Annotated in this window: 21 protein-coding genes; 7 read left to right on the forward strand and 14 right to left on the reverse strand. The window is 62.3% G+C overall.

Annotated features, from left to right (window positions below; genetic code table 11):
• Positions 1-135 precede the first annotated feature (135 nt).
• From paaE to paaF, 11 genes are all read right to left on the reverse strand, one after another.
• On the reverse strand, positions 136-1212 hold the full coding sequence (gene paaE / locus FFS64_RS29565) for a 1,2-phenylacetyl-CoA epoxidase subunit PaaE (RefSeq protein ID WP_137808245.1): 1077 nt from the start codon (positions 1210-1212) through the stop codon (positions 136-138).
• A gap of 31 nt (positions 1213-1243) precedes the next feature.
• The gene (paaD, locus tag FFS64_RS29570; RefSeq protein WP_137808246.1) at positions 1244-1777 is read right to left on the reverse strand and encodes a 1,2-phenylacetyl-CoA epoxidase subunit PaaD; all 534 of its coding nucleotides are present in this window, start codon (positions 1775-1777) and stop codon (positions 1244-1246) included.
• On the reverse strand, positions 1764-2525 hold the full coding sequence (paaC, locus tag FFS64_RS29575; RefSeq protein WP_137808247.1) for a 1,2-phenylacetyl-CoA epoxidase subunit PaaC: 762 nt from the start codon (positions 2523-2525) through the stop codon (positions 1764-1766). Before paaC ends, paaD begins: the two co-directional genes overlap by 14 nt.
• An 8-nt stretch (positions 2526-2533) precedes the next feature.
• Positions 2534-2815, reverse strand: a complete 282-nt coding sequence (gene paaB / locus FFS64_RS29580; RefSeq protein ID WP_007943393.1) for a 1,2-phenylacetyl-CoA epoxidase subunit PaaB — start codon at positions 2813-2815, stop codon at positions 2534-2536.
• A 28-nt stretch (positions 2816-2843) separates the two neighbouring features.
• Complete coding sequence (paaA, locus tag FFS64_RS29585; protein ID WP_137808248.1) at positions 2844-3833, reverse strand: 1,2-phenylacetyl-CoA epoxidase subunit PaaA; 990 nt, start codon at positions 3831-3833, stop codon at positions 2844-2846.
• A 327-nt stretch (positions 3834-4160) separates the two neighbouring features.
• Positions 4161-5486 carry a phenylacetate--CoA ligase PaaK gene (gene paaK, locus FFS64_RS29590; protein ID WP_137808249.1) on the reverse strand — a complete coding sequence of 442 codons (1326 nt, stop codon included), beginning with the start codon at positions 5484-5486 and terminating at the stop codon, positions 4161-4163.
• 99 nt (positions 5487-5585) lie between these two features.
• Positions 5586-6797 carry a 3-oxoadipyl-CoA thiolase gene (pcaF, locus tag FFS64_RS29595; protein ID WP_137808250.1) on the reverse strand — a complete coding sequence of 404 codons (1212 nt, stop codon included), beginning with the start codon at positions 6795-6797 and terminating at the stop codon, positions 5586-5588.
• Entirely contained in the window at positions 6790-7239 is a 450-nt protein-coding gene (paaI, locus tag FFS64_RS29600; RefSeq protein ID WP_137808251.1) for a hydroxyphenylacetyl-CoA thioesterase PaaI, read from the reverse strand. The genes pcaF and paaI overlap by 8 nt, the downstream gene beginning before the upstream one ends.
• The gene (gene paaH, locus FFS64_RS29605) at positions 7232-8749 is read right to left on the reverse strand and encodes a 3-hydroxyacyl-CoA dehydrogenase PaaH (protein WP_137808252.1); all 1518 of its coding nucleotides are present in this window, start codon (positions 8747-8749) and stop codon (positions 7232-7234) included. The genes paaI and paaH overlap by 8 nt, the downstream gene beginning before the upstream one ends.
• A 3-nt stretch (positions 8750-8752) precedes the next feature.
• Positions 8753-9544, reverse strand: coding sequence for a 2-(1,2-epoxy-1,2-dihydrophenyl)acetyl-CoA isomerase PaaG (paaG, locus tag FFS64_RS29610; protein WP_137808253.1), 792 nt, complete (start codon positions 9542-9544; stop codon positions 8753-8755).
• A 43-nt stretch (positions 9545-9587) separates the two neighbouring features.
• Positions 9588-10361 carry a 2,3-dehydroadipyl-CoA hydratase PaaF gene (gene paaF / locus FFS64_RS29615; protein WP_137808254.1) on the reverse strand — a complete coding sequence of 258 codons (774 nt, stop codon included), beginning with the start codon at positions 10359-10361 and terminating at the stop codon, positions 9588-9590.
• A gap of 350 nt (positions 10362-10711) precedes the next feature.
• On the opposite strand from paaF, the gene paaY reads away from it, so the two are divergent.
• The 3 genes from paaY (at position 10712) to feaR (ending at position 13338) form a co-directional block, all read left to right on the forward strand.
• Complete coding sequence (gene paaY / locus FFS64_RS29620) at positions 10712-11308, forward strand: phenylacetic acid degradation protein PaaY (RefSeq protein WP_137808255.1); 597 nt, start codon at positions 10712-10714, stop codon at positions 11306-11308.
• A gap of 107 nt (positions 11309-11415) precedes the next feature.
• Complete coding sequence (gene paaX, locus FFS64_RS29625; protein ID WP_137808256.1) at positions 11416-12339, forward strand: phenylacetic acid degradation operon negative regulatory protein PaaX; 924 nt, start codon at positions 11416-11418, stop codon at positions 12337-12339.
• A gap of 84 nt (positions 12340-12423) precedes the next feature.
• Positions 12424-13338 carry a transcriptional regulator FeaR gene (feaR, locus tag FFS64_RS29630; RefSeq protein WP_137808257.1) on the forward strand — a complete coding sequence of 305 codons (915 nt, stop codon included), beginning with the start codon at positions 12424-12426 and terminating at the stop codon, positions 13336-13338.
• A gap of 73 nt (positions 13339-13411) precedes the next feature.
• Here the strand turns inward: feaR and tynA are convergent, their stop codons facing one another.
• On the reverse strand, positions 13412-15700 hold the full coding sequence (gene tynA / locus FFS64_RS29635) for a primary-amine oxidase (RefSeq protein WP_137808258.1): 2289 nt from the start codon (positions 15698-15700) through the stop codon (positions 13412-13414).
• Between the two features lie 247 nt (positions 15701-15947).
• Here tynA and FFS64_RS29640 point away from each other — a divergent pair, with 247 nt between their 5' ends.
• The 3 genes from FFS64_RS29640 (at position 15948) to FFS64_RS29650 (ending at position 19997) form a co-directional block, all read left to right on the forward strand.
• On the forward strand, positions 15948-16442 hold the full coding sequence (locus FFS64_RS29640; RefSeq protein WP_137808259.1) for a sigma-70 family RNA polymerase sigma factor: 495 nt from the start codon (positions 15948-15950) through the stop codon (positions 16440-16442).
• A gap of 46 nt (positions 16443-16488) precedes the next feature.
• Complete coding sequence (locus FFS64_RS29645) at positions 16489-17472, forward strand: FecR family protein (protein ID WP_137808260.1); 984 nt, start codon at positions 16489-16491, stop codon at positions 17470-17472.
• 98 nt (positions 17473-17570) lie between these two features.
• On the forward strand, positions 17571-19997 hold the full coding sequence (locus tag FFS64_RS29650) for a TonB-dependent receptor (protein ID WP_137808261.1): 2427 nt from the start codon (positions 17571-17573) through the stop codon (positions 19995-19997).
• Positions 19998-20109: 112 nt separating this feature from the next.
• On the opposite strand, the gene FFS64_RS29655 is transcribed toward FFS64_RS29650, so the two are convergent.
• Positions 20110-21261, reverse strand: a complete 1152-nt coding sequence (locus tag FFS64_RS29655) for an MFS transporter (RefSeq protein ID WP_137808262.1) — start codon at positions 21259-21261, stop codon at positions 20110-20112.
• A 169-nt stretch (positions 21262-21430) separates the two neighbouring features.
• On the opposite strand from FFS64_RS29655, the gene FFS64_RS29660 reads away from it, so the two are divergent.
• On the forward strand, positions 21431-22423 hold the full coding sequence (locus tag FFS64_RS29660; RefSeq protein ID WP_137808263.1) for a diaminopimelate epimerase: 993 nt from the start codon (positions 21431-21433) through the stop codon (positions 22421-22423).
• A 111-nt stretch (positions 22424-22534) separates the two neighbouring features.
• Here the strand turns inward: FFS64_RS29660 and codA are convergent, their stop codons facing one another.
• Positions 22535-23770: a cytosine deaminase gene (gene codA, locus FFS64_RS29665; RefSeq protein WP_137808264.1), complete on the reverse strand. Its 1236-nt coding sequence runs from the start codon at positions 23768-23770 to the stop codon at positions 22535-22537.
• Positions 23771-23866 lie beyond the last annotated feature (96 nt).

The raw sequence follows: 23866 nt of genomic DNA on the forward strand, positions 1-23866 counted from the left end.
GCTCTAAACCCCACACCGCCGAACCCTGAGGGAGCGAGCCTGCTCGCGAAGACTGAGCATCAAGCAACATCAATGTTGAATTTGATGGCCTCTTCGCGAGCAGGCTCGCTCCCTCAGGGTTCGGCGGTGTGGGGTTTAGAGCTGGTCGAAATCCAGCACGACCTTGTCGCTGATCGGGAAGGCCTGGCACGACAGCACATAGCCGGCGGCCACCTCGTAGTCTTCCAGGGCGTGGTTGCTGTCCATTTCCACTTCGCCTTCGATGACCTTGCACTTGCAGGTCGAGCACACGCCCGCCTTGCACGAGTAGGGCAGTTCGGCGCCCTGGGCATTGCCCGCGTCGAGGATGCTCTGGCTGTTGCGCGGCAGGTCGAAGGCCAGGGCGCGGCCGTCGCTGATGACGGTGATCTGGCTGACTGCTGAATCCACCTGCCGGGCGGCCTCGCGGGCTTCGCGTTTTTGCTGGCTGCCGACGGCGGCGAACAGTTCGAAGTGAATGCGTTCCGGTGCCATGCCCTTGGCCTTGAGGCTGTCGCGCACGGTTTCGGTCATTTCCTGCGGCCCGCAGATGAAGGCGGCGTCGAGGGCTTTCACATCGAGCCAACGGCTGAACAATTGCTCGCATTTCTCGGCGTTGATCCGGCCGTTGTACAGGTCCACATCCTGCTGTTCGCGGCTGAACACGAAAATCAGGTTCAGGCGTTGCAGGTAGCGGTTCTTCAAGTCCTCAAGCTGTTCGCGAAACAGTGCGCCGGAGCTGGAGCGGTTGCCGTACAGCAGGGTGACGCGGCTGTGGGGCTCGGTTTCCAGGGTGGTCTTGATGATCGACAGGATCGGCGTGATGCCGCTGCCCGCCGCGACGGCCAGGTATTGGCCATGGCGAGCCGGGTCAAGTTCGACGCTGAAATGCCCGGCGGGCGGCATCACTTCCAGACTGTGTCCGGCCTTCAGTTGCTCGTTGGCAAACGCGGAAAAACGCCCGCCGGCCACGCGCTTGACCGCGACCCGCAGTTCGCCGTCATTGACGCCGGTGCAGATCGAGTAGGAGCGGCGCACTTCTTCGCCGTCCAACTGGGTGCGCATCACCAGGTGCTGACCCTGGGTGAAATGAAAACTGTCTTGCAGGTCCTGCGGAATCTCGAAGGCGATGGACACCGCGTCACGGGTCTCGGTGCGTACGTCCTTGATGGTCAGGCTGTGAAATTTGCTCATTGTTGTTCTCCAGCTGGACGGCCGACGCCGCTCAGATGCACTTGAAATAGTCGAACGGTTCCCGGCAATCGACGCAGCGGTACAGCGCCTTGCACGCGGTGGAGCCGAACTCGCTGAGCACCTCGGTGTGGGCGCTGCCGCATTGCGGACAGACGATCACCGGGCTTTCACCGAGCAGGCTGCGCTTGCTGGTGCTGCCTTCGGGCGGCGCGATGCCATAGGCACGCAGGCGTTCACGGCCGCTGTCGCTGATCCAGTCGGTGGTCCAGGCCGGGGTCAAGCGGCGCTCCAGATTCGGCGCGCGAAAACCGGCCTGCTCCAGCGCCTCACGGATATCGCCCTCGATCACTTCGGTGGCGGGGCAGCCGGAGTAGGTCGGGGTGACCACCACGTGCAAGTGCCCGGCCTGCCAGTCCAGATCGCGGACGATGCCCAGGTCCACCACGCTGACCACCGGCACTTCCGGGTCCATGACCTCGGCCAGGATCGCCCAGGCGGCAGCCAGGTCGGTCGGTTGTGCCGGCCGGGCGCCGAGGTCGCTGGCAATCAGCTCACCAGGTTGCATCGGGGTACGCTCGTGGCAGGAACTGCATCTCGGCCAGCAGAATGCCCAAATGCTCGGTGTGCAGACCCTTGCGCGCATTCAGGTAGAAATAGCTGGGCGCAGCCGGCACGGGCAGGGTGGCGCTGGCGAAGATGTCGTTGACCTTGGCTTGCCATTGCGCCGCCACACTGGCGATGTCCGGCGTGACACCGGCTTCGCAAAGACGCTGTTCGCTGTCATCGGCGGCGATCAGTTCAACGGTGAAACGCCAGACCTCGGGGATCGCCGCGAGCATGCGTTTGTGGCTTTCCTCGGTGCCGTCGCCCAGACGCTCGACCCACTCGCCGGAGCGGCGCAGGTGATAGGTGACTTCCTTTACCGCTTTGGCGGCGATGCCGGCGATGCGCTCATCGCTGGACTGGCTCAGGCCGCTGAGTACGGGCAGGTGCCAGGCGTCATAGAGGAACTGCTTGAGGATGGTCACCGCGTAGTCGCCGTTGGGTTGTTCCACCAGCAGCAGGTTGCGATAGGCACGTTCGTCGCGGCGGAACGCCAGGTCATCGGCGTCGCGGCCGTCGTCCAGCAATTCGGCGGCGTAGTCCAGCCAGTTGCGGGCCTGGCCGACGAGGTCGAGGCCGACGTTCATCAGCGCCAGCTCTTCTTCCAGCGCCGGAGCCTTGCCGCACCACTGGCACAGGCGCTGGCCCTGGATCAGGGCGCTGTCGCCCAGGCGCAGCAAGTATTCGATCAGATCGGTCTTGTTATTCATGGTCGACCTCACATGTGCCCGACTTCGGCCGGCAGCTCGTAGAAGCTGGCATGGCGGTAAACCTTGTCGTCCGACGGGTCGAACAGTGGGTCTTTTTCATCCGGCGACGAGGCGGTGATCAGCGCCGATGGCACGACCCACAGGCTCACGCCTTCGCTGCGACGGGTGTACAGCTCGCGCGCGTTTTCGATGGCCATGGTGGTGTCGGCGGCGTGCACGCTGCCGACGTGCTTGTGGTTGAGGCCGTGCTTGCTGCGCACGAAGACTTCGAAAAGGGTCCACTCGGACATTTCAGTTACTCCACATCAGGTGGCCGAATCAGGCGGCGTTCTTGTTTTGTTTTTTGCGGGCGTGGGCGACGGCGGCTTCGCGAACCCAGGCGCCGTCTTCAATCGCCTTGCGGCGGGTGGCGACGCGTTCCTGGTTGCACGGGCCATTGCCTTTGAGCACTTCGTAGAATTCGTCCCACTGGATCTCGCCGAAGTCGTAGTGGCCGCGTTCGGCGTTCCACTTCAGGTCCGGATCGGGGCAGGTGCAGCCCAGCAGCTCCAGCTGCGGGATGGTCTGGTCGATGAAGCGCTGGCGCAGTTCATCGTTGCTCTGGCGCTTGATCTTCCAGGCCATGGACTGGGCGCTGTTCGGCGAGTGTTCGTCGCTCGGGCCGAACATCATCAGCGACGGCCACCACAGGCGGTTGATTGCGTCCTGGACCATGTCTTTTTGCGCTTGAGTGCCGTGGCGCATCATGGTCAGGAGGATTTCGTAGCCCTGGCGCTGGTGAAAGCTCTCTTCCTTGCAGATGCGGATCATCGCCCGCGAGTACGGGCCGTAGGAGGTGCGCTGCAGCACCACCTGGTTGACGATCGCCGCGCCATCCACCAGCCAGCCCACCGCGCCCATGTCGGCCCAGTTCAGCGTCGGGTAATTGAAGATGCTCGAGTACTTGGCCTTGCCGCTGTGCAGCTTGGCGATTTCCGCATCGCGGTCGGCACCCAGGGTTTCCATGGCGCTGTACAGGTACAGACCGTGACCGGCCTCGTCCTGGATCTTGGCCATCAACTGCAGTTTGCGTTTGAGCGAAGGGGCGCGGGTCACCCAGTTGCCTTCAGGCAGCATGCCGACGATTTCGGAGTGAGCGTGCTGGGAAATCTGCCGGATCAGGGTTTGCCGGTAGGCATCTGGCATCCAGTTCTTGGCTTCGATCTTGATTTCTGAATCGATTTTTTCCTGGAAAGCGCGCTCCTGTTCGGACATCTCCGACAGGTCTTTTATGCGTTTCACGCCTGTTTCTACTAGCTGTGCGTACATGGGGGTCTCCCGCCGTGAATCTGTTCGAGGGCATGGAGAACTTTATAAGCGATACGGAAATTAATATCAAACATAAAATGACGTGTCGTATTTGTTTTTTGTATCGCTTTGGGTGGATAAGGCGCTCGGCCTGATGAGTGGTGAGAAGCAGCGGGTGTACGTCGGCCCATTGTGGGAGCGAGCCTGCTCGCGAAGGCGGTGTGTCAATCAGCGCAAATGTGGCTGACACGGTCCTTTCGCGAGCAGGCTCGCTCCCACAGGTGCAGGCAGAGCGGTGAAGGGGCAAAAAAAAGCCCCGCATAAGCGGGGCCATAAAGGGTGCAGCAGTCATGCTTTAGGGCGTTTGTCCATCACGTGGCAAGCCTTGCCCTCGGAGCGCTTGATCGAGTGGAAAGGCTGCAGGACGATCCGCGAACTGATCCCGATGTAGGTCTTGATGTGCTTGCTCAACTCGCCACAGACGGCCTTCTGCTGTTCGTCGCTCAGGTGCTGATGTTCAGCCTTGAGTTCGACGTGCACGTCAACGCTGTCCAGGTTGCCATTGCGATACAGATGGATCTCATAACACTCGGCAAGTTGTTTGATCTTCAGCACCTGCTCCTCGATCTGCGTCGGGAACACGTTGACCCCGCGGATGATCAGCATGTCGTCGCTGCGTCCGGTGATTTTGTCGATGCGGCGCATCGGCCGTGCGGTGCCCGGCAGCAGGCGCGTCAGGTCGCGGGTGCGGTAGCGGATCATCGGCAGGGCTTCTTTGCTCAGGGAGGTGAACACCAGTTCGCCCATCTGACCGTCCGGCAGCACTTCGCCGGTGACCGGGTCGATGATTTCCGGGTAGAAGTGGTCTTCCCATATGGTCGGGCCGTCCTTGGTTTCGGCGCATTCCATGGCGACGCCCGGTCCCATGATTTCCGAGAGGCCGTAGATGTCCAGGGCGGTGATGCCCAGGCGTTGCTCAATGGCACTGCGCAGTTCGGCGGTCCATGGTTCGGCGCCGAAGATGCCCAGGCGCAGGGCCAGTTTGTGCGGGTCGATGCCTTGGCGCTCGATTTCATCGGCGATGTTGAGCATGTAGGACGGCGTGACCATGATGATGTCCGGCTGGAAATCCTTGATCAACTGCACTTGTTTTTCGGTCTGGCCGCCGGACATCGGGATCACCGTGCAACCCAGGCGCTCGGCGCCGTAGTGCGCGCCGAGGCCGCCGGTGAACAGGCCGTAGCCATAGGAAATGTGCACTTTGTCGCCACGACGCCCGCCCGCCGCGCGGATCGAACGGGCCACGACGTTGGCCCAGGTGTCGATGTCGTTCTGGGTGTAGCCGACGACGGTCGGTTTGCCGGTGGTGCCGCTGGACGCGTGCAGGCGCACGATGTCGTGCATCGGCACGGCAAACATGCCGTAGGGGTAGTTGTCGCGCAGGTCGGATTTGGTGGTGAACGGGAATTTCGCCAGGTCGTCGAGGGACTTGATGTCATCCGGGTGCACACCCAGTGCGTCGAAGCGCTGACGATACAGCGGCACGTTGTTGTAGGCGTGGTTCAGGCTCCAGCGTAGGCGTTCGAGCTGGTGCTGACGGAGTTCGTCGACGCTGGCGGTTTCCAGCGGGTCCAGCACAGGATCAAGCACGGATTGGGCAATTGGCATGTTCATGACTTCACTCGAATTGTTTTTGTGTTCCAGCCCTTTTGCACAAGGGCTTTGAGTGCATGACCCAAGGATACCTCTCGGCTCCTCGGGAATCGCGGTTCTTTAGTGGGATAGACGCTCGATGATCAGCGCGATCCCCTGGCCGACGCCGATGCACATGGTGCACAGGGCGTAGCGGCCATTGCGTTCCTCAAGCTCGTGCAGGGCGGTAGTCACCAGTCGCGCGCCGCTCATGCCCAACGGATGGCCGAGGGCGATGGCGCCGCCGTTGGGGTTGACCCGTGGATCGGTGTCGCTCAAACCCAGTTCGCGCAACACCGCCAGGCCTTGGGCGGCGAAGGCTTCGTTGAGTTCGATCACGTCCATGTCGGCCAGGCTCAGGTTGGCCAGCTCCAGCACCTTGCGGGTCGCCGGCACCGGGCCGATGCCCATGATGCGCGGCTCGACACCGGCAGTGGCCATCGCCACGACGCGGCCACGGGCGGTCAGGCCGTGGCGTTTCGCGGCTTCGGGGCTGGCCAGCAGCAGGGCGCAGGCACCGTCGTTGACGCCCGAAGCGTTGCCGGCGGTGACGCTGCCGCCTTCGCGGAACGGCGTGCCGAGTTTGGCCAGTTGCTCAAGGGTGGTGTCGCCACGCGGGTGTTCATCGTGTTCGACGACTTTGGCCGGGCCTTTGCGCTGGGGGATTTCCACCGCAACGATTTCCTTGGCCAGGCGTCCGTTGGCCTGGGCGGCTGCAGCGCGCTGTTGGCTGCGCAGGGCGAAGGCGTCCTGGTCGGCGCGGGAGATGTTGAACTGTTCGGCGACGTTCTCTGCGGTTTCCGGCATGGAGTCGATGCCGAAGGCCTTTTTCATCAGCGGATTGACGAAGCGCCAGCCGATGGTGGTGTCGAAAATCTCGGCCTGACGGGAAAACGCCTGCTCGGCCTTGCCCATCACCAGCGGTGCGCGGGACATCGATTCGACCCCGCCCACCAGCATCAACCCGGCCTCGCCACTGCGAATCGCCCGCGCCGCAGTGCCCACCGCGTCCAGCCCGGAACCGCACAGGCGATTGAGGGTGGTGCCCGGTACGCTGACCGGCAACCCGGCCAGCAGCGCCGACATCCGCGCGACGTTGCGGTTGTCTTCGCCGGCCTGGTTGGCGCAGCCGTAGATGACGTCGTCGACCTGGCTCCAGTCCACGTTCGGGTAGCGGCGCAGCAATTCGCGCAGCGGCACCGCGCCGAGGTCGTCGGCGCGCACGCTGCTCAGGACTCCGGCGTAGCGGCCGATGGGCGTGCGTACCGCGTCGATGATCAGGGCGTCATTCATTCGGGGTCTCCTGCGTCAGCACCGGGCCGCGCACTTTGTAGGATTTGCCATGGAACAGGGCGATCAACTGGCCCTGCTGGTTTTCAATGCGTACGTCGTAGTTGCCGGTGCGGCCGGAACGGCTTTGCTCGATGCAATCGGCATTGAGCGTGTCGCCCAGGCGCGCCGGGGCGATGTAGTCGATGCTGCAGCCGATGGCCACGGTGGCTTCGTTGTAGCTGTTGCAGGCAAAGGCAAACGCCGAGTCGGCGAGGGCGAACAGGTAGCCGCCGTGGCAGGTGCCGTGGCCCTGGACCATGTCGGCGCGCACGGTCATGCCCACGCGAGCGGTGCCGGGGCCGGCGGACAGCAGGCGCATGCCCATGGCCTGGCTGGCGTTGTCGCGCTGGAACAGCGACTGCGCACACTCGCTGGCCAGGGTCATGGCTTCATGGTTAGTCATGGAAGTTTCTCCCTTCGGCTACGCGGCGGCGCAGCAGCAGCGACGGCCGGTAGCGTTCTTCGCCGTACGCGGCTTGCAGGTTGTCCAGCGTGACGAGGATGTGTGGCAGGCCAACTGCATCGGCCCAGGCCAGCGGGCCTTGGGGATAGTTGACCCCGGCGCGCATGGCCAGATCGATGTCGGCGGCCGAGGCCACGCCTTGCAGCAGGGCGTCCGCCGCTTCGTTGGCGAGCATCGCCACGGTGCGCAATACCGCGAGCGCCGGGCTGTCGCTGAGCAGGCTGACCTTGAGGCCGGCCTGTTGCAGCAGGGCAACGCCTTGTTCGAGGGCCAGCGGATCGATGCCGGCCGCGTGGCTGATGGCGATGCGTTTGGCATTGGCGTAATCGAAGGCCAGATCCAGCAGGATCAGGTTGCGCAATCCGTCGTCCTTGGCGCGCTGGCAGGCCATGCGCCCGTCGCTCAGGGCCAGCACCGCGTCACCGACCCGCAGCAAGCCGCGGCCGTCGCGCTGGATGACGCTCACGCCTTGTCCACGTAGGCGCGACAGCAAGCCCTCGGCGATGCCCATGTCCCCTTCGGCGACACAGCTTTCCACGCTGGCGCTGCTGGTGATTTCGTTCGCTGGCGGACGTTCCGCGCCCTGAGCGTAGGAATAGAAACCCTGACCGCTTTTGCGCCCGTAACGTCCGCCGTCCACCAGTTCCTTCTGAATCAGCGAAGGCTGGAAACGGGTGTCCTGGTAGTAAGCGTCGAACACCGAGCAAGTCACGGCATAGTTGACGTCATGGCCGATCAGGTCGGTCAGCTCGAAAGCGCCCATGGCAAACCCGCCGGCCTCGCGCATCAGCGCATCCAGGGTCGGGCAATCGGCGGCGCCTTCCTGCAACAGGCGCAGGCTTTCGGCGTAGAACGGCCGGGCTACGCGGTTGACGATGAAGCCGGGCGTGGAGCGGGTATGTACCGGCTTTTTGCCCCAGCCCTTGGCGGTGTCATACAGACATTCGGCCAACGCCGGATCGCTCGCCAGGCCGGAGACGATTTCCACCAGCGCCATGACCGGCGCCGGGTTGAAGAAGTGCAGGCCGAGCAAGCGCTGCGGGCGTTTCAGCGGGGCGGCGATGCTGGTGATCGACAGCGATGAGGTGTTGCTGGCGAGGATGCAGTGATCACCACAGATGTCTTCCAGCTGGCGGAACAGTGCGCGTTTGACCTCAAGGTTCTCGACGATGGCTTCGATGATCAGATCGCAATCGGCCAGGGCTTCGATGGCTTCCACCGCTTGCAGGCGCGCCACGGTAGCGCTGCGCAATTCGGCGGACAGCTTGCCGCTTTCGACGCGCTTGCCCAGTTGCCGATCAATGCCTTCGATGGCCTGGGAGGCCGCGCCGGGACGATTGTCCAGCAGCAATACCGGATGACCAGCCTGCGCCGCGACCTGGGCAATGCCGGCGCCCATGGCGCCAGCGCCGATCACGGCGACGCGTTCAGTTTTATTCAGTGCGGTCATGACTCAGCGTCCCTTGAAGCTTGGGGTGCGTTTTTCCATGAAGGCGCTGACGCCTTCGCGGTAATCCTCGCTGCGCCCGGCCAGGCGTTGCAGGTCGCGCTCCAGTTCCAGCTGCTCGTCGAAGCTGTTGCTCATGCTGGCGTTCAAGCTGCGTTTGATCAGCGCCAGGCCGTAGGTCGGTTGGGTGGCCAGGTGTTGCGCGAGCTTCAGCGCTTCGTCGCGCAGTTCGGCGTCGTCCACGCAGCGGTAGATCAGGCCCCATTGCTCGGCCTGTTCGGCGGTCAGGCGGTTGCCGAGCAGGGCCAAGGCCTTGGCGCGGGCCATGCCGACCAGGCGTGGCAGGGTCCAGGTACCACCGGAGTCGGGAATCAGGCCGATCTTGCAGAAGGCCTGAATGAAACTGGCAGAACGTGCCGCCAGCACCAGGTCACAGGCCAGCGGAATGTTCGCGCCGGCACCGGCTGCCACGCCGTTGACCGCACAGATGACGGGCATCGGCAGGTCGCGCAATTGGCGGATCATCGGGTTGTAGAACTTCTCGATGGACTCGCCCAAGTCCGGTACGGCACTGCCCGGCGCGACATTGCGGTCGCTCAGGTCTTGCCCGGCGCAGAAACCACGGCCTTCACCGGTCAGCAGCAGCACACGCACGTCCGGGTTCTGTCGCACTTGCTTGAGCGCTTCCTTCACTTCGCCATGCATCTGGGTGTTGAAACTGTTGAGCTGGTCCGGGCGATTGAGGCTGAGCAGGGCGACGCCGGCCTCGATGGAAAACAGGATGTGTTCGAAGTTCATGGTCTTGGCGCTCTCTTGGAATTCGTTAGGCGGGTTAACCGGATTACTGGCCGGTGAAAGTCGGCGTGCGTTTTTCCTGGAAGGCGGCAATGCCTTCGTCGCGGTCGCGGGTGCCGGCCAGCACGGTGAAGGCGTGGCGCTCGAAACGCAGGCCGCTGGCCAGGTCGGTGTCCATGGCCTTGAGCAGCGCTTCCTTGGCCAGGCGCACTGCCAGCGGTGCCTTGGCGGCGATGGTGCGGGCGACCTGCAGGGCGCGTTCGACGGTGAGTTCCGGTTGCGTGACTTCGCTGACCAGGCCGGCACGCTGCGCCTGGCGGGCGTCGATCGGCTCGCCGGTCAGCACCATTTGCATGGCCATGGATTTGCCGACGGCGCGCAGCAGACGTTGGGTGCCACCGGCGCCGGGCATGATCCCGAGGTTGATTTCCGGCTGGCCGAAGCGGGCGCCTTCGCCGGCAATGATGATGTCGGCGTGCATCGCCAGTTCGCAGCCACCGCCCAGGGCGAAGCCGTTGACGGCGGCGATCAGCGGTTTGCTGAAGCGGGTGATGGCTTGCCACGAAGCCTGGCGCGGGTCGTCGAGGATGCCGACCAGATCGCGCTCGGCCATTTCCTTGATGTCGGCACCGGCGGCAAACGCCTTGCGGCTGCCGGTGATGACTACAGCGCGGGTGTCGGGATCGGTTTGAGCGGCGCTCAGTTCGTCGGCCAGTTCGCCCAGCAACTGGGTGTTCAGGGCGTTCAGTGCTTGCGGGCGCTGCAGGGTAATCAGGCGCACGCCAGACTCGATCATCTCGACGGCAAGGGTTAGAGGCATGGCGGATGCCCTCACGGTGCACGCTCGGCGGTGGTGCCGGCTTGTTATTGGATCGGCTGCGGGGGCCGGTTTTGCCGGAGTATACCTGTAACGTGATACGTAAAATCAACATAAAAAACGTTTTAATGTGTCCTATTGTCGGATTCTTGATTTTTAGAGGTAAGCTTTTTGAAGTGGGTTATCATCCTTTTAGTATTGATTTTGCTGGTGTTTATGAGGGTTTTGGTGCTTAAAAAACACCCCGTTTGAACCGGTCTATCAAGTGATACGCTTTTTAGCCTTTGTGCTGATAAAAGCGATGTGATACAAAATGAGTCCATATCGGCATCGCTTTGTGAAGGAACCTGCCAATGACCTGCTACAGCCTCGATGGCCTGACCCCGGTGGTCGACCCCAGTGCTTATGTGCACCCGTCAGCGGTATTGATCGGCGACGTGATCATCGGCCCGCATTGCTACGTCGGGCCGCTGGCGAGCTTGCGCGGCGACTTCGGGCGGATCGTGCTGGAGGAGGGCGCCAACCTGCAGGACACCTGTGTGATGCACGGCTTCCCGGACAGCGACACCGTGGTCGAACGCAACGGCCACATCGGTCATGGCGCGGTGCTGCACGGTTGCCGGATCGGCGCCGATGCGCTGGTGGGCATGAATGCGGTGGTGATGGACAACGCACGCATCGGCCCGCGGTCCATTGTGTCGGCGGCGGCGTTCGTCAAGGCCGGTTTCGAATGCCCGGAGCAGTCGCTGGTCATGGGCGCACCGGCCAGCGTCAAGCGCACCCTCAGCGATCAGGAAGTGGCGTGGAAGCAGGCGGGTACTCGTGAGTATCAGGAACTGACCAAGCGATGCCTCACGCAGATGCAGGTTTGTGAACCGTTGGCCGAGCCGGAGGTTGATCGGCCGCGGATCAGTGACAGCGGATTCAGGCCAAAGGGCAGCACCTTTTGAACACTGATACCCCTGTGGGAGCGGCGGTGCGACGATTCGACTTGCCCGCTCCCACAGGGGTTGTGGCTTTCGGTATATTCCTTTTCTTTTTTCAGACCGGTACGCCCATGTCGTCCCTGACACCCCTGAATCATCTGATCACACGTTTCCAGGAGCAGACGCCGATTCGCGCCAGCTCCCTGATCATCACGCGATATGGTGATGCCATCGAACCCCATGGCGGGACGGTCTGGCTCGGCAGCCTGATTCAACTGCTCGAACCGATCGGCATCAACGAGCGGCTGATCCGCACCTCGATTTTCCGCCTGACCAAGGAAGGCTGGCTGACCGCCGAGAAAGTCGGTCGGCGCAGTTACTACAGCCTGACCGGCACCGGCCGCCGGCGTTTCGACAAGGCGTTCAAGCGGGTCTACAGCACCAGCATGCCAGCCTGGGATGGTTCCTGGTGCCTGGTGATGCTCTCGCAGTTGAGCCAGGACAAGCGCAAGCAAGTGCGCGAAGAGCTGGAATGGCAAGGTTTTGGTGCGATTTCGCCGGCGGTGCTGGCTTGCCCGCGCAGCGACCGCACCGATGTCAACGCGACCCTGCTCGACCTCGGCGCTCTTGAAGAAACCATCGTTTTCGAAACCACCGCCCAGGACGTGCTGGCCTCCAAGGCCCTGCGCCTGCAAGTACGCGAGAGCTGGAACATCGAGGAACTGGCGACCCATTACAGCGAGTTCATCCAACTGTTCCGACCACTCTGGCAAGCGCTTCGCGAGCAGGAAAGCCTGCAGCCGTCCGATTGCTTCCTGGCACGGATCCTGCTGATTCACGAATACCGCAAACTGTTGTTGCGCGACCCGCAACTGCCGGATGAATTGTTACCGGGCGATTGGGAAGGTCGAGCCGCCCGCCAGTTGTGCCGCAATATTTACCGGTTGATCTACGCCAAGGCCGAGGAATGGCTGAACAGTGCACTGGAAACCGCCGACGGCCCGTTACCGGACGTGGGCGAAAGTTTTTATCGACGTTTTGGCGGGTTGAAGTAACCCGTCGTCGTTAAGGGAGAGTCACTGTTCAGGAGAGCATTGGATTGACGTAGACAATAAAAATAAGCCTGCGTGAGGCCTGCCATGATTTCTATAAACGCACAGCGCCAGGATGGGTTCGATCAGTGGATCCATCAGATCAACCAGATCTGTGGCGCCTTCAACGCCAAACCCTTGGGGGCCGGATTTTCCGGAAAAATCCGCGAGTACCGCAGCGATGCGCTCAAGCTGAGCTTCGTCGATGCCTGCCAGGCGCGGTTGTACCGCACGCCGCAGCAAGTCGCGGCGAACGAGGGCGGCAAATACTTCGCTGTGTTCCAGCTCGATGGCACGGCGGGCATGGCCCAGGGCGACGACAAGGTGCTGTTGTCGGCCGGTGACATCACCCTGATCGATGCCGCGCGGCCCAGTGATTTCACCTACAGCGAAAACTCCCGGCAATTGTCGCTGATCCTGCCCTATCAACTGGTGGAGCAAACCCTGCGCTTCAACCAGGTCAAGTGCGGGCACCGGATCGCCGGGACATCGCCCATCGCCATGCTCTCGCACCGTCTGATCCTCGACGCCACGCGCCAGCCGGACCTGAGCCGCCAGGAAAGCGAAGCGACCCTGGAGGCGATTGTCAGCCTGCTGCGTCCGGCGATCAGCCAGACCGACGATTGCACGGACCTGCACGAGCGCACCTTCCGCAAGACCCTGAGCTTCATCGACCAGCACATCCGCTCCGAAGAGCTGTGCCCGGAATGGCTGGCGCGGGAAGTCGGCATGTCGACCCGTGGCCTGTACCGGATGTTTGCCAAAAAAGGCCTGGTGGTAGCGCGCTACATCAAGAACCGTCGCCTGGACCTGTGCGCCGAATCCCTGCGCCAATCGGGCAAGGAGCAGAAGTTGTCGGTGCTGGGTTACTCGTGGGGGTTTTCTGATTCGAGCTACTTCTCGACCGCGTTCAAGTCGCGCTTCGGCATTGCGCCGGGGGAGTATCGCAAGCAGCATGCCTGACTCATTCCCATGGACACCGCTTGACCCTGTGGGAGCTGGCAAGCCAGCTCCCACAGGGTTTGTGTGTGCCTCGTTATTTCGGTGAATTGAGGTTCAAGGTCGGCGTTTCATCGAAGAAATTCCACGGCTTCAACAGTACATGCACCCACTCGGTCGGCATGATCGGCCACTCTTCGGCCCGGGCGACGTGGGTGGTGCCGGTGGTGAGCCAGACCACATCGTCGGTGTTTTCGATGGAGTGGTTGTCCTGGGTGAACTGCCCCAGGCCCGAGTCCTTGTCCGAGCGGTTCGGGTATTTGCCTTCCGGGTACTTCTCTTCCGGGTTGTATTGCGTCACCCACAGCTGCTTGTCCATGAAGCTCAAGCGGTGGTAGAGCCATTCGTCCTTGCCGAAGTTGGCGCCCTTGGCCACCGGGTGCGTGCCGCCGGCATAGGGAATCAACTGATAGGAAACCGGGTTGCCGACCTTGTTTTCCTTGCTGAAGTTGGTCAGCAGGCGCACGGTCGACGGGTCGAATTTCTGCGCGGCCTGTTGTTCGGTGCTGACCACTTTGGTTTCGGTCTGCATGGTGCTGGTTCGCGGGCCGCCACGGTCGTTGGGCAATACCACCGGGTTCACTTCCACCAGCGAATTGCTTTCGCCGTCCACGTCCATATCCAGGCGGAAGTTATAGATGTGTTGGTGCGTGGTGCCGACGATGTTGTGGTCGAGCAGGGTGCCGTAGCGCGTGTCTTCCTTGGCGGTTTCTTCGTGCATGGTCCTGGATTTCACGCCCTTGACCGCTTCGATCCCGGTGGCGCCGGCGTCGATGCCGATGGTGCCGTTCTGCTGGAAGACCCAGTCGAAAATGTAGTCATAGTTGCCGACGGTGCTGATCCAGCGCACCACCAGTTCACGGCGTTCGGTGCTGAGGTTGGGCTGGCCCATCTCCTGATGTTTGTATTCCGGGCCGGCATAGCGCTCGAACACTGCCATGGCGCGGGGGATCGAGGTCGGTGCGCCGGTGTAGTCGGCGATGGTGGCGTCCAGCATCACGGCGTTTTCCGGGGCGTCTTTGCCACGGGCGATCGGCGAAGTCAGGGTGCCCATGCCGTAGTCGCCGGAATCCAGGTAGGCTTTGAAGTACCAGCCCACGTCCGGATCGCCGTAAGGCACGATCATGCCGCCCAGCGAACCCTCGTACATGATTTTGCGTTTCTTGCCCTTGTCGTCGTAGGTGACGGTGGACAGGATCGGACCGACCCGCGAATCGAGGCGAACGTGGAAGTCCCAGTTCTGCCAGTGAATGCTGTTGCCGGTGATGGTGTAGTTCTTGCCTTCGGGCTCGATGATTTCCAGCGGTTTGACCGCCACGCCCTTGCGGCCGCGACCGTCATAGGGTGTCGGTTTCATCGGCACCGGAATCAGCGCTTCGTCTTCGATCTTGATCAGCTTTTTCTGTTCCAGATCGACAATCGCCACCAGGCCTTCGATCGGGTGCGCCCAATAGTTGCCGTCATCGACATTGAGATAGCTGACGATTTTCAGCAGGCGCTTGTCCTGCGCCAGGCCGTCCTTGCCGTCGAAGTAGCCGACGGTCAAGGGCGTGGCCACCACTTTCTTCACATCGTTGATGCCGCGCTTGGCCAGGGCTTGCGCGTATTCCGGGCTGGTCTCGACGGCGGTTTGCACGGTGGCGAAGTCGTCCAGCAGGACCATGCCGTGGGCACCTTCAATCGGTTTCCAGGACTTGAGTTCCTTACTGTCCAGATCCACCAGCGCTTCGATCACATGCATGCCGTCCAGCACCACGATACTGGCCTGGCGTGGCTGGGTGACGTTTTGCCCGCTGTAGACGAAGTTCCACACCTGGTCTTTCGGCGGCGCCTTGATCGAGACTTCGGTGAAGCGGAAACCGGGCTTGTAATGCTCGGACTTCTTGACGATGCCCACCGCCGCGGTGATTTCGGCCGCACTCAACGGGTTGAGCGGGTTGGGGCGGGTTTCCACGACAAAGGTCGTGTCCAGGCCGGACTGGAACACCTGGTTGATGAAGTCCTTGGACATGAATGCCGTCTTGTTCTTGAACACCACCGGCACCGTCAGCTCGATGCGTTTGCCATTGAGCATCGCCACGTTGCTGTTCGGCTTGACCTTGAGGTAGACCCCGTCCTTGGCGATGGTGAACAGGTTGGCGTAGTCGTCCCATTTGACCGTGGCGCCAAACTCCTCGAGGCCCGCTTGCAGCGGCACCATTTCGGCTTGACCGCCGTGGGCCAGGGCATCTCCCGCCCAATAAGGCAGGCCGAGGGTGCCCAGGGTGATGGCCAGCGCGAGCCGGGCCAGCGGTTTTCTGTTGCGCAATGCAAGGGAGGTGAACATATCTGGGTTCCTTCGGAAACATCCGGTGTCAGGCATGCCAGCACTTTGCTACAGGTGGTGAATGGCTGCATTGGAATTGCTGCCAGATTCCTTTGGATTTGTGCCGCAATCAGCTTTCCCGACTGGCGGAGGGTTGGCAATCGGACAAAGCGCCTTGCTGCCCGGGTCGACCGGTGGCGCCGGCAGTCATTGCTTCTAGTTAATAGGAAGCATTACTATTCACGCCCCGTTTACACAGCATGCCGCAATGACCCCCAAGCTGCCCCGCAGACACGGCTTTTTCGAGCATTACGAAGAGTTGGTTGGCACCTGGACCCGTCGCCTGAGAAATCGTCAGCAGGCCGAGGACCTGGCCCACGATACTTTTGTGCGCGTGCTTGAGTCCGATTCGGCAGCGGTGCAGCAACCCAGGGCGTACCTGCATCAGACCGCGCGCAATATCGCGGTGGATGGTTATCGGCGTGAGGATCGGCGGGGCGCCATGGAGTCAGAGGCGATCGATGAAAGTGTGTCGTCATCCGGCGACCCGGAGCATTACATGCATGCGATCCAATTGGCCGATTCCATCGAACGGGCGCTCACCGAGCTTCCGGTCAACTGCCGCAAGGTGTTTGTCTGGCAGAAAATCGAAGGCCTGACCCAGGCCGAAATCGCCGAGCGCCTGGGACTGTCCAAGAACATGGTGGAAAAGTATATGATCCGCACGCTGCGGCATTTGCGCGACCGCCTTGAAGGACTCTAACCATGAGTGGCCGCGCTTTCTCATCCCCAGCCAAACAGGAACTTCCATGATGGATACTCGTGATTGTGCGTGCGGGCAAACAACGGTTCGCGATGAAGCGGCGCAGTGGTTTGTGCGTTTGCAGGAACCTGCCGTCGATGTCGATGTGTATCGTCGCTTCGAAACATGGCTGGACGAACACCCCCAACACCGAAACGAATTCGAATTGCTCCAGGGCCTGTGGAAGGCCGCCGACCGGGTGCCGGCGGCGCGTCTGCGGGCGCTGTGCGAAGAAGCGCCGGCCCGCGGCAAACGTCGGCCGATGGTGCGCTATGCGGTGGCCGCCAGTGTGCTGGCGGTGGCGCTCGGGTTGGGGCTGTTTAGCGGCTTGAATCAGCCGTCGCTCTACACGGCGGAGTTTTCCACGGCCCTGGGCGAACGTCGCCAGGTGGCATTGCCGGATGGTTCGGTGGTCGACCTCGACAGCCGCAGCCGGATTCAGGTGCGTTTTGAAAAGAACCGGCGCGCCATCGAACTGACCGAAGGCGAGGCGATGTTCAGCGTCCAGCATGACACCCGTCGGCCGTTTGTCGTCGAAGCCGGAAACGGCAAGGTCACGGTCACCGGCACCCGCTTCGATGTGCGCCGGGGCACAGCCGATACCCGGGTGGTGGTGGAGCAGGGCACGGTCAAGGTGCAAGGTCGCTCGGCGGCCGATCACGATTTCATCAGCCTCACGGCGGGCCTGGGCACCCATGTCGATGCCCAGGGCAAGGTCGCGGCCGCCTATGCGGTCAACCCGGTGGAACTGACGGCCTGGCGCAACGGCAAACTGGTGTTCAACAACGCCAGCCTGGCCGATGTCGCCGAGCAGGTCTCGCGTTATCGGGAAAAGCCACTCAAGGTCGGCAACGCGACGGTGGGCAATCTGCGCCTGACCAGCGTGTTCAAGTCCGACAACACCGATGCGCTGCTCAAGGCCTTGCCGAGCATCCTTCCGGTGGCCGTGCGCACCCTCGATGACGGCAGTCAGGAAATAATTTCAAAATAACATTCAGGTTTTTTTCGAGTTCATCGTCTTCCTGTTCAACTGCAACTGGTTTGCATTAACAAGCGCACACTCTTGCGATCCACAGGAATACGTTCGACGTGAATAAGTCCACCGCTAAAAACAAAACCTTCCCCTGGTTGCCGCTGGCGCTCGCGCTGGCGGTCAACGGTGCGATGCCCCAGGCATTCGCCGCCGACGCCATCCATATCCAGGCGCAACCCTTGGGGCAGGCCTTGACTCAGCTGGGTCAGCAAACCTCGTTGCAGGTTTTCTTCAGCCCTGACCTGGTGGCCGGCAAGCAAGCACCTGCGGTGGACGGCAATCTCTCGCCGGAAGAGGCGCTGCGCCAGTTGCTGCAAGGCAGCGGCCTGCAATATTCGATCGATGAAGGTTCAGTGACCCTGATGCCAGCGCCGAGCCAGGCGTCCAATGGCCCGCTGGAACTGGGCGCAACCGACATCAAGGTGGTCGGCGACTGGCTCGGCGACGCCGATGCCGCCGTGGTGCAGAACCATCCTGGTGCGCGTACCGTGATCCGCCGTGAAGCCATGATCGAGCAGGGCGCGATGAACGTCGGCGACGTGTTGAAGCGCGTACCGGGTGTGCAAGTGCAGGAGGCCAACGGCACCGGCGGCAGTGACATTTCCCTCAACGTCGGCGTGCGTGGCCTGACCTCGCGCCTGTCGCCACGCTCCACTGTGCTGATCGACGGCGTGCCCGCGGCGTTCGCGCCCTACGGCCAGCCTCAACTGTCCATGGCGCCGATTTCCTCCGGCAACCTCGACAGCATCGACGTGGTACGCGGTGCAGGTTCCGTGCGCTACGGGCCACAGAACGTGGGTGGCGTGATCAACTTCGTGACCCGTGCGATTCCGGAAAAAGCCTCCGCTGAAATCGGCACCACCCTGGAAACCTCCCAGCACGGTGGCTGGAAACACATCGACACCGCATTCATGGGCGGCACCGCCGACAACGGCATGGGCGTGGCGCTGTTGTACTCCGGCGTGAATGGCGACGGCTACCGTGAGCGCAACAACGGCAACGACATCGACGACGTGATCCTCAAGACCCACTGGGCGCCCACTGATGTCGACGATTTCAGCCTCAATTTTCACTACTACGATGCCAGCGCCGACATGCCCGGCGGCCTGACCCAGGCGCAATACGACGCCGATCCGTTCCAGTCCGACCGTAACAACGACAACTTCAGCGGCCGCCGCAAGGATGTGTCGTTCAAGTGGATCCGGCAGATCGACGACCGTACCCAGGCCGAAGTGCTGACCTACTACTCCGACAGCTTCCGTGGCAGCAACATCGCCGCCCGCGACCAGAAGACCCTCGGCTCGTTTCCGCGCACCTACTACACCTACGGTATCGAACCGCGGGTGTCCCATGTGTTCGACGTCGGCCCGACCACCCAGGAAGTCAGCGTCGGCTATCGCTACCTGAAGGAAGGCATGCACGAGGAAGCCAGTCGTCTGGGGCTGAACAGCGCCAACGAACCGGTGGTGACCAAGACGTCGGACGGCCATGTGTATCAGGACCGTACCGGTGGCACTGAAGCCCACGCGGTGTATATCGACAACAAAATCGATGTCGGCAACTGGACCATCACCCCGGGTGTGCGTTTCGAACATATCCAGACCGAATGGCATGACCGCCCGGTACTCGACACCGCCGGCAAGCCCGTGCAGGAAAAACGCCGCAGCATCGAAAGCAACGAGCCGCTGCCGGCCCTGAGCGTCATGTACCACATGTCCGATGCCTGGAAGCTGTTCGCCAACTACGAGACCTCGTTCGGCTCCCTGCAATATTTCCAGCTCGGTCAAGGTGGCTCGGGTGACGAAACGGCCAACGGCCTGGAGCCGGAGAAGGCCAAGACCTACGAGATCGGCACACGCTACAACGATGGTGTGTGGGGCGGTGAAGTAACGCTGTTCTACATCGACTTCGACAAAGAACTGCAGTACATCAGCAACGATGCGGGCTGGACCAACCTCGGCGCGACCACGCACCGTGGCATCGAGGCGTCGGTGCACTACGACATGGCGGCACTGGACCCACGCCTCGAAGGCCTGACCGCCAACGCCGGCTACACCTACACCCGTGCGGTGTATGAAGGTGATATTCCGGACTTCAAGGGCCGCGACCTGCCGTTCTACTCGCGTCAGGTGGCCACCGCCGGCCTGCGTTACAACATCGACCGCTGGACCTACAACCTCGATGCCTTTGCCCAGTCCAAGCAGCGCTCACCGGGTGTTGCGGTGAACGCCGATGGCAGCTTCACCAACAACTACATCACCGAAGGCACCGCGGATGGTCAGTACGGCGACATTCCAGGTTATGTCACCTGGAATGTGCGTGGTGGCTATGACTTCGGTCCGTCGGTGTCGAACCTGAAAGTCGGCGCCGGGGTGAAAAACATCTTCGACAAGCAGTACTTCACCCGCTCCAGCGACAACAACGCGGGCATGTACGTCGGCACACCGCGCACATTCTTCGTGCAGGCCAGCGTAGGGTTCTGATCGACCGAGGCGCCTTCATCGCTGGCAAGCCAGCTCCCACAGAGTTTTGTGTCGTGCTCACATGCAGTGAATGACATAAATCCTGTGGGAGCTGGCTTGCCAGCGATGCTTTTCAGACCTTCAACACCTTCCCCCCGATGGCCACCGCCAGCAGCAACACCGCCATCAAGCCAAAGGCAAAACTCAAGCTGCTGCCATGGGCGATGAAGCCGATCACCGCAGGTCCGGCGAGGATCCCCGCGTAACCCAGGGTGGTAATGGCCGGCACGGCGATGCTTTCCGGCATGACCGTCTGCTTGCCCACAGCGGTGTACAGCACCGGCACGATGTTCGAGCAGCCGGCGCCCAGCAAGGCGTAGCCCACCAGCGCCGCTTCCCAGCTCGGAGCGAATGTCGCCAGAAACAGACCGAGCGCAGCCGTCACCCCACCGAAGACAATCACCCGCGTTGCGCCCAGACGCCGCACGATCGAATCACCGGTCAAGCGACCCACCGTCATGGTCAGCGCGAACGCTGCGTAACCCAATCCGGCATAGGCCGTGTCGATCCCGCGTTCCTGCGCCAGGAACACCGCGCTCCAGTCGAGGGCCGCGCCTTCGGCAAGGAATACGATGAAGCACATCCCGCCAATGAACAGCACGATGCCGTGGGGGACGGCAAACGCCGGCCCCGAACTTTCGCTGCCATAGGGCAACAGGTGCGGCGCGGCCTTGAGCAGTGCGACCAGCAGCAGGACGATCACCACCAGCATCGCGCCCAGCGGCGAAAGCCCGAGGCCGAGCAGCGCGCTGACGCCCGCCGCGCCGACGATCCCGCCCAGGCTGAACAAGCCATGGAACCCGGACATCATGGTCTTGCCGCTGGCCCGCTCGACGATGACCGCTTGCAGGTTAACCGTCGAATCCACCGTGCCCAGGCCCGCACCGAACAGGAACAAGGCCGCGATCAGTGCAGGTACCGACGACACCGTCGCCAGCAACGGCAGCGCCGTACAAATCATCAAGGTGCCGCCGCTCAGTACCCGGCGGCAACCGAAGCGCGTGGCCAGAAGGCCAGCCATGGGCATCGCCAGAATCGATCCCACCCCCAGACACAGCAGCAACAGACCCAGGGTGCCTTCATCCAGTCCGGCCCGGGCCTTGGCGTACGGCACCAGCGGCGCCCATGCGGCGATGCCTGCACCTGCGATGAAAAAGGCGATGCGCGTGGACATCTGTTCCAGGCGTCCCGGAACGAATGAGGTCTGGGTGTTGAGGTTGGTCATATCAATCCTTGGCAAAAAACGTCGCGTCCCTTAGGGACAGTGATCGAACGGGGTGGGTTCGATCAGCGTCCGCATGGTTTCGCGTTCCGGCAGGGTGACATCCTTGCACAGCCGGACCGTGTTTCGCGATATGTTGGGCCCGACTGATCATTCCAGCAGGGAGGGCGCCATGGCGCAGATGTACGATGCACGAGGCAATATCTACATGGTGGTGGCGCCGCAAGACTTGCGCCGCGACGGTATCGCCTTGCCTGATCAAGCCAGCGATGCTGCGCAAGTCCGCGAAACATGGGCGCTCGCAGCCATCGAAGCCTGCTGTGCCTGGGCGCCCGGCACGCAACCGCCCGGTAGCAAGGAGCATCGTAGCGATGGTTTGCTGGTCGGGCCGTTCCAGTCGTCGCCGCCCTTTGATCTGTTGATCGTGAACACCGACGGTACGCTGGCCGAGCGCAGCGGCAACGGGCTGACGATTTTCTCCCAGGCGCTCAGTGATCAGGGCCTTTTTCCGAAGGACGAGGCGTGTCTGCTCAGGGTTCATCACGACAAGGCCGATGTGCTTTCACCGGGGGAAACGTCGGTGAAAGCGGCGCGGGTCGAAGGCGTGAACGGGTTCTGGCTGGACCTGGGCCAGCCTTCGTTCGGGCCGCAAGCGGTCAGTGCGCATGATGTTGAGAGCGTGGCGTTCAACGCACGCGAACTCAGTCGTGTGCAGCCGTTGGCGTCACTCAACGCGGCATGGTCACGCAGCCAGTTCGCGCGGGTCGGCAATCCGCATTGCGTGACACTGGTGGATAACGCGGATGCCTTGCCGAGCAATGAGCAGATGCGTGAGTCGCCATTGTCCGAAGGGCTGACGCGTATCGCTTATGCCATGCCGCTGGGCGCGGGGAAGCCGTGTCCGGCGGGGGTCAACCTGCAATGGGCGATGCATGAGTCCGGGCAACGGGTGATCGCACGGGTGTTCGAACGGGGCGAGGGGCCGACCACGTCTTCGGGCACCAGCGCCACGGCGGTGGCGTGTGCGGCGTGGCGCGTGGGCTGGGTGAGCGCCGGGGAAGTGAAGGTGGTGATGCCCGGGGGCACGGCGCCGATTTTGCTGGAGCAAGAGCGGGGGGAGTTGAGGCGCGTCAGTCTGTTTGGTACGGCGCGGTTGGTGGGGTGATTGTTAGATCGCCTTCGCGAGCAGGCTCGCTCCCACAGGTTTTTGTGAACAACACATAACCCATCTGGGAGCGAGTCTGCTCGCGAAGAGGCCCGCCCGGTCAAAGAATAATCAGGCCCATTCCACCACCGGCATCGTCCGCTTCATCAACACCTTGCCCCCGCGAACCGAATACAGCGGCAACCCTTGGCTGCGGATCACCTCGTAGTCGCTTTCCGCCGACAGGATCAGCAGGTTCGCCGGCCGCCCCGGTTCCAGGCCGTAGCGATTTCCCAGGGCCAGGGCCTTGGCGCTGTTGTCGGTGACCAGGTCCAGCGCGCTTTGCAGGTTGCGATAACCCAGCATGTGACAGATATGCAGGCCCGCTTCGAGTACCCGCAAGATGTTGCCATTGCCCAGCGGATACCACGGGTCGACGATCGAGTCCTGGCCGAAACACACGTTCATGCCGGCTTCGAGCAACTCGTTGACCCGAGTCACACCCCGGCGTTTCGGAAAGTTATCGAAGCGCCCTTGCAGGTGAATGCTCTCGGTGGGGCAGGAGACAAAACTGATCCCCGAATGCCCGAGCAGGCGGAACAGCTTGGCGCAGTAGGCGTTGTCGTAGGAGCCCATGGCCGTGGTGTGGCTGGCGGTGACCCGCGAGCCCATGTCGCGGCTGCGGGCTTCTTCGGCCAGGACTTCGAGAAAGCGTGAGTGCGGGTCGTCGGTTTCATCGCAATGCACATCGACAAGACAACCGGTGCGCTCGGCCAGGTCCATCAGGAACTTCACCGAGCTGACGCCTTGATCGCGGGTGTACTCGAAATGCGGAATGCCACCGACCACGTCGGCGCCCATGTGGATCGCTTCTTCCATCAAGTCCCGACCGTTGCGGTAAGACTCGATGCCTTCCTGGGGAAAGGCGACGATTTGCAGGTCGATCAGGTGACGGCTTTCCTCGCGCACCTCGAGCATTGCCTTGAGGGCAGTCAACTGCGGATCGGTGACGTCGACGTGGGTGCGCACGTGCTGGATGCCGTGGGCGGCGAGGGCCTGGATGGTTTTCTTCGCCCGGGGCTTGGTGTCTTCCAGGGTGATGGTCACCTTGCGCTCGCCCCAGCATTCGATACCTTCGAACAGCGTGCCACTCATGTTCCAGCGCGGCTCGCCGGCGGTCAGCGTCGCGTCGAGGTGGATATGCGGTTCGACAAAGGGCGGCACCACCAGATTGCCACCGGCGTCCAGGTCCTCGGGTCCCAGGGTCGGGGCTTCGGTCTGCCGGGCAATGCTGCTGATCAGACCGTTTTCCAGGTGCAACTCATGCAGGCCTTCCTGGTTGCGCAACCGGGCATTGATGATGTGCATCGGGAGGGTCCTTTTAGAGTTCGGGTCGTCAATATCCTTACGTTAGCTCGGTAGCAGTAATTCCCGCCAGTGGCATTGATGTACACAGGCTAAATG

Source organism: Pseudomonas sp. G(2018), from assembly GCF_005502415.1.
In the GTDB taxonomy this organism is placed as follows: Bacteria; Pseudomonadota; Gammaproteobacteria; order Pseudomonadales; family Pseudomonadaceae; genus Aquipseudomonas.

Excerpts from the sequence above, each read along its gene's own strand:
- paaE (WP_137808245.1), bottom strand. The coding sequence starts at position 1,212 with ATGAGCAAATTTCACAGCCTGACCATCAAGGACGTACGCACCGAGACC.
- paaD (WP_137808246.1), bottom strand. The coding sequence starts at position 1,777 with ATGCAACCTGGTGAGCTGATTGCCAGCGACCTCGGCGCCCGGCCGGCA.
- paaC (WP_137808247.1), bottom strand. The coding sequence starts at position 2,525 with ATGAATAACAAGACCGATCTGATCGAATACTTGCTGCGCCTGGGCGAC.
- paaB (WP_007943393.1), bottom strand. The coding sequence starts at position 2,815 with ATGTCCGAGTGGACCCTTTTCGAAGTCTTCGTGCGCAGCAAGCACGGC.
- paaA (WP_137808248.1), bottom strand. The coding sequence starts at position 3,833 with ATGTACGCACAGCTAGTAGAAACAGGCGTGAAACGCATAAAAGACCTG.
- paaK (WP_137808249.1), bottom strand. The coding sequence starts at position 5,486 with ATGAACATGCCAATTGCCCAATCCGTGCTTGATCCTGTGCTGGACCCG.
- pcaF (WP_137808250.1), bottom strand. The coding sequence starts at position 6,797 with ATGAATGACGCCCTGATCATCGACGCGGTACGCACGCCCATCGGCCGC.
- paaI (WP_137808251.1), bottom strand. The coding sequence starts at position 7,239 with ATGACTAACCATGAAGCCATGACCCTGGCCAGCGAGTGTGCGCAGTCG.
- paaH (WP_137808252.1), bottom strand. The coding sequence starts at position 8,749 with ATGACCGCACTGAATAAAACTGAACGCGTCGCCGTGATCGGCGCTGGC.
- paaG (WP_137808253.1), bottom strand. The coding sequence starts at position 9,544 with ATGAACTTCGAACACATCCTGTTTTCCATCGAGGCCGGCGTCGCCCTG.
- paaF (WP_137808254.1), bottom strand. The coding sequence starts at position 10,361 with ATGCCTCTAACCCTTGCCGTCGAGATGATCGAGTCTGGCGTGCGCCTG.
- paaY (WP_137808255.1), top strand. The coding sequence starts at position 10,712 with ATGACCTGCTACAGCCTCGATGGCCTGACCCCGGTGGTCGACCCCAGT.
- paaX (WP_137808256.1), top strand. The coding sequence starts at position 11,416 with ATGTCGTCCCTGACACCCCTGAATCATCTGATCACACGTTTCCAGGAG.
- feaR (WP_137808257.1), top strand. The coding sequence starts at position 12,424 with ATGATTTCTATAAACGCACAGCGCCAGGATGGGTTCGATCAGTGGATC.
- tynA (WP_137808258.1), bottom strand. The coding sequence starts at position 15,700 with ATGTTCACCTCCCTTGCATTGCGCAACAGAAAACCGCTGGCCCGGCTC.
- FFS64_RS29640 (WP_137808259.1), top strand. The coding sequence starts at position 15,948 with ATGACCCCCAAGCTGCCCCGCAGACACGGCTTTTTCGAGCATTACGAA.
- FFS64_RS29645 (WP_137808260.1), top strand. The coding sequence starts at position 16,489 with ATGATGGATACTCGTGATTGTGCGTGCGGGCAAACAACGGTTCGCGAT.
- FFS64_RS29655 (WP_137808262.1), bottom strand. The coding sequence starts at position 21,261 with ATGACCAACCTCAACACCCAGACCTCATTCGTTCCGGGACGCCTGGAA.
- FFS64_RS29660 (WP_137808263.1), top strand. The coding sequence starts at position 21,431 with ATGGCGCAGATGTACGATGCACGAGGCAATATCTACATGGTGGTGGCG.
- codA (WP_137808264.1), bottom strand. The coding sequence starts at position 23,770 with ATGCACATCATCAATGCCCGGTTGCGCAACCAGGAAGGCCTGCATGAG.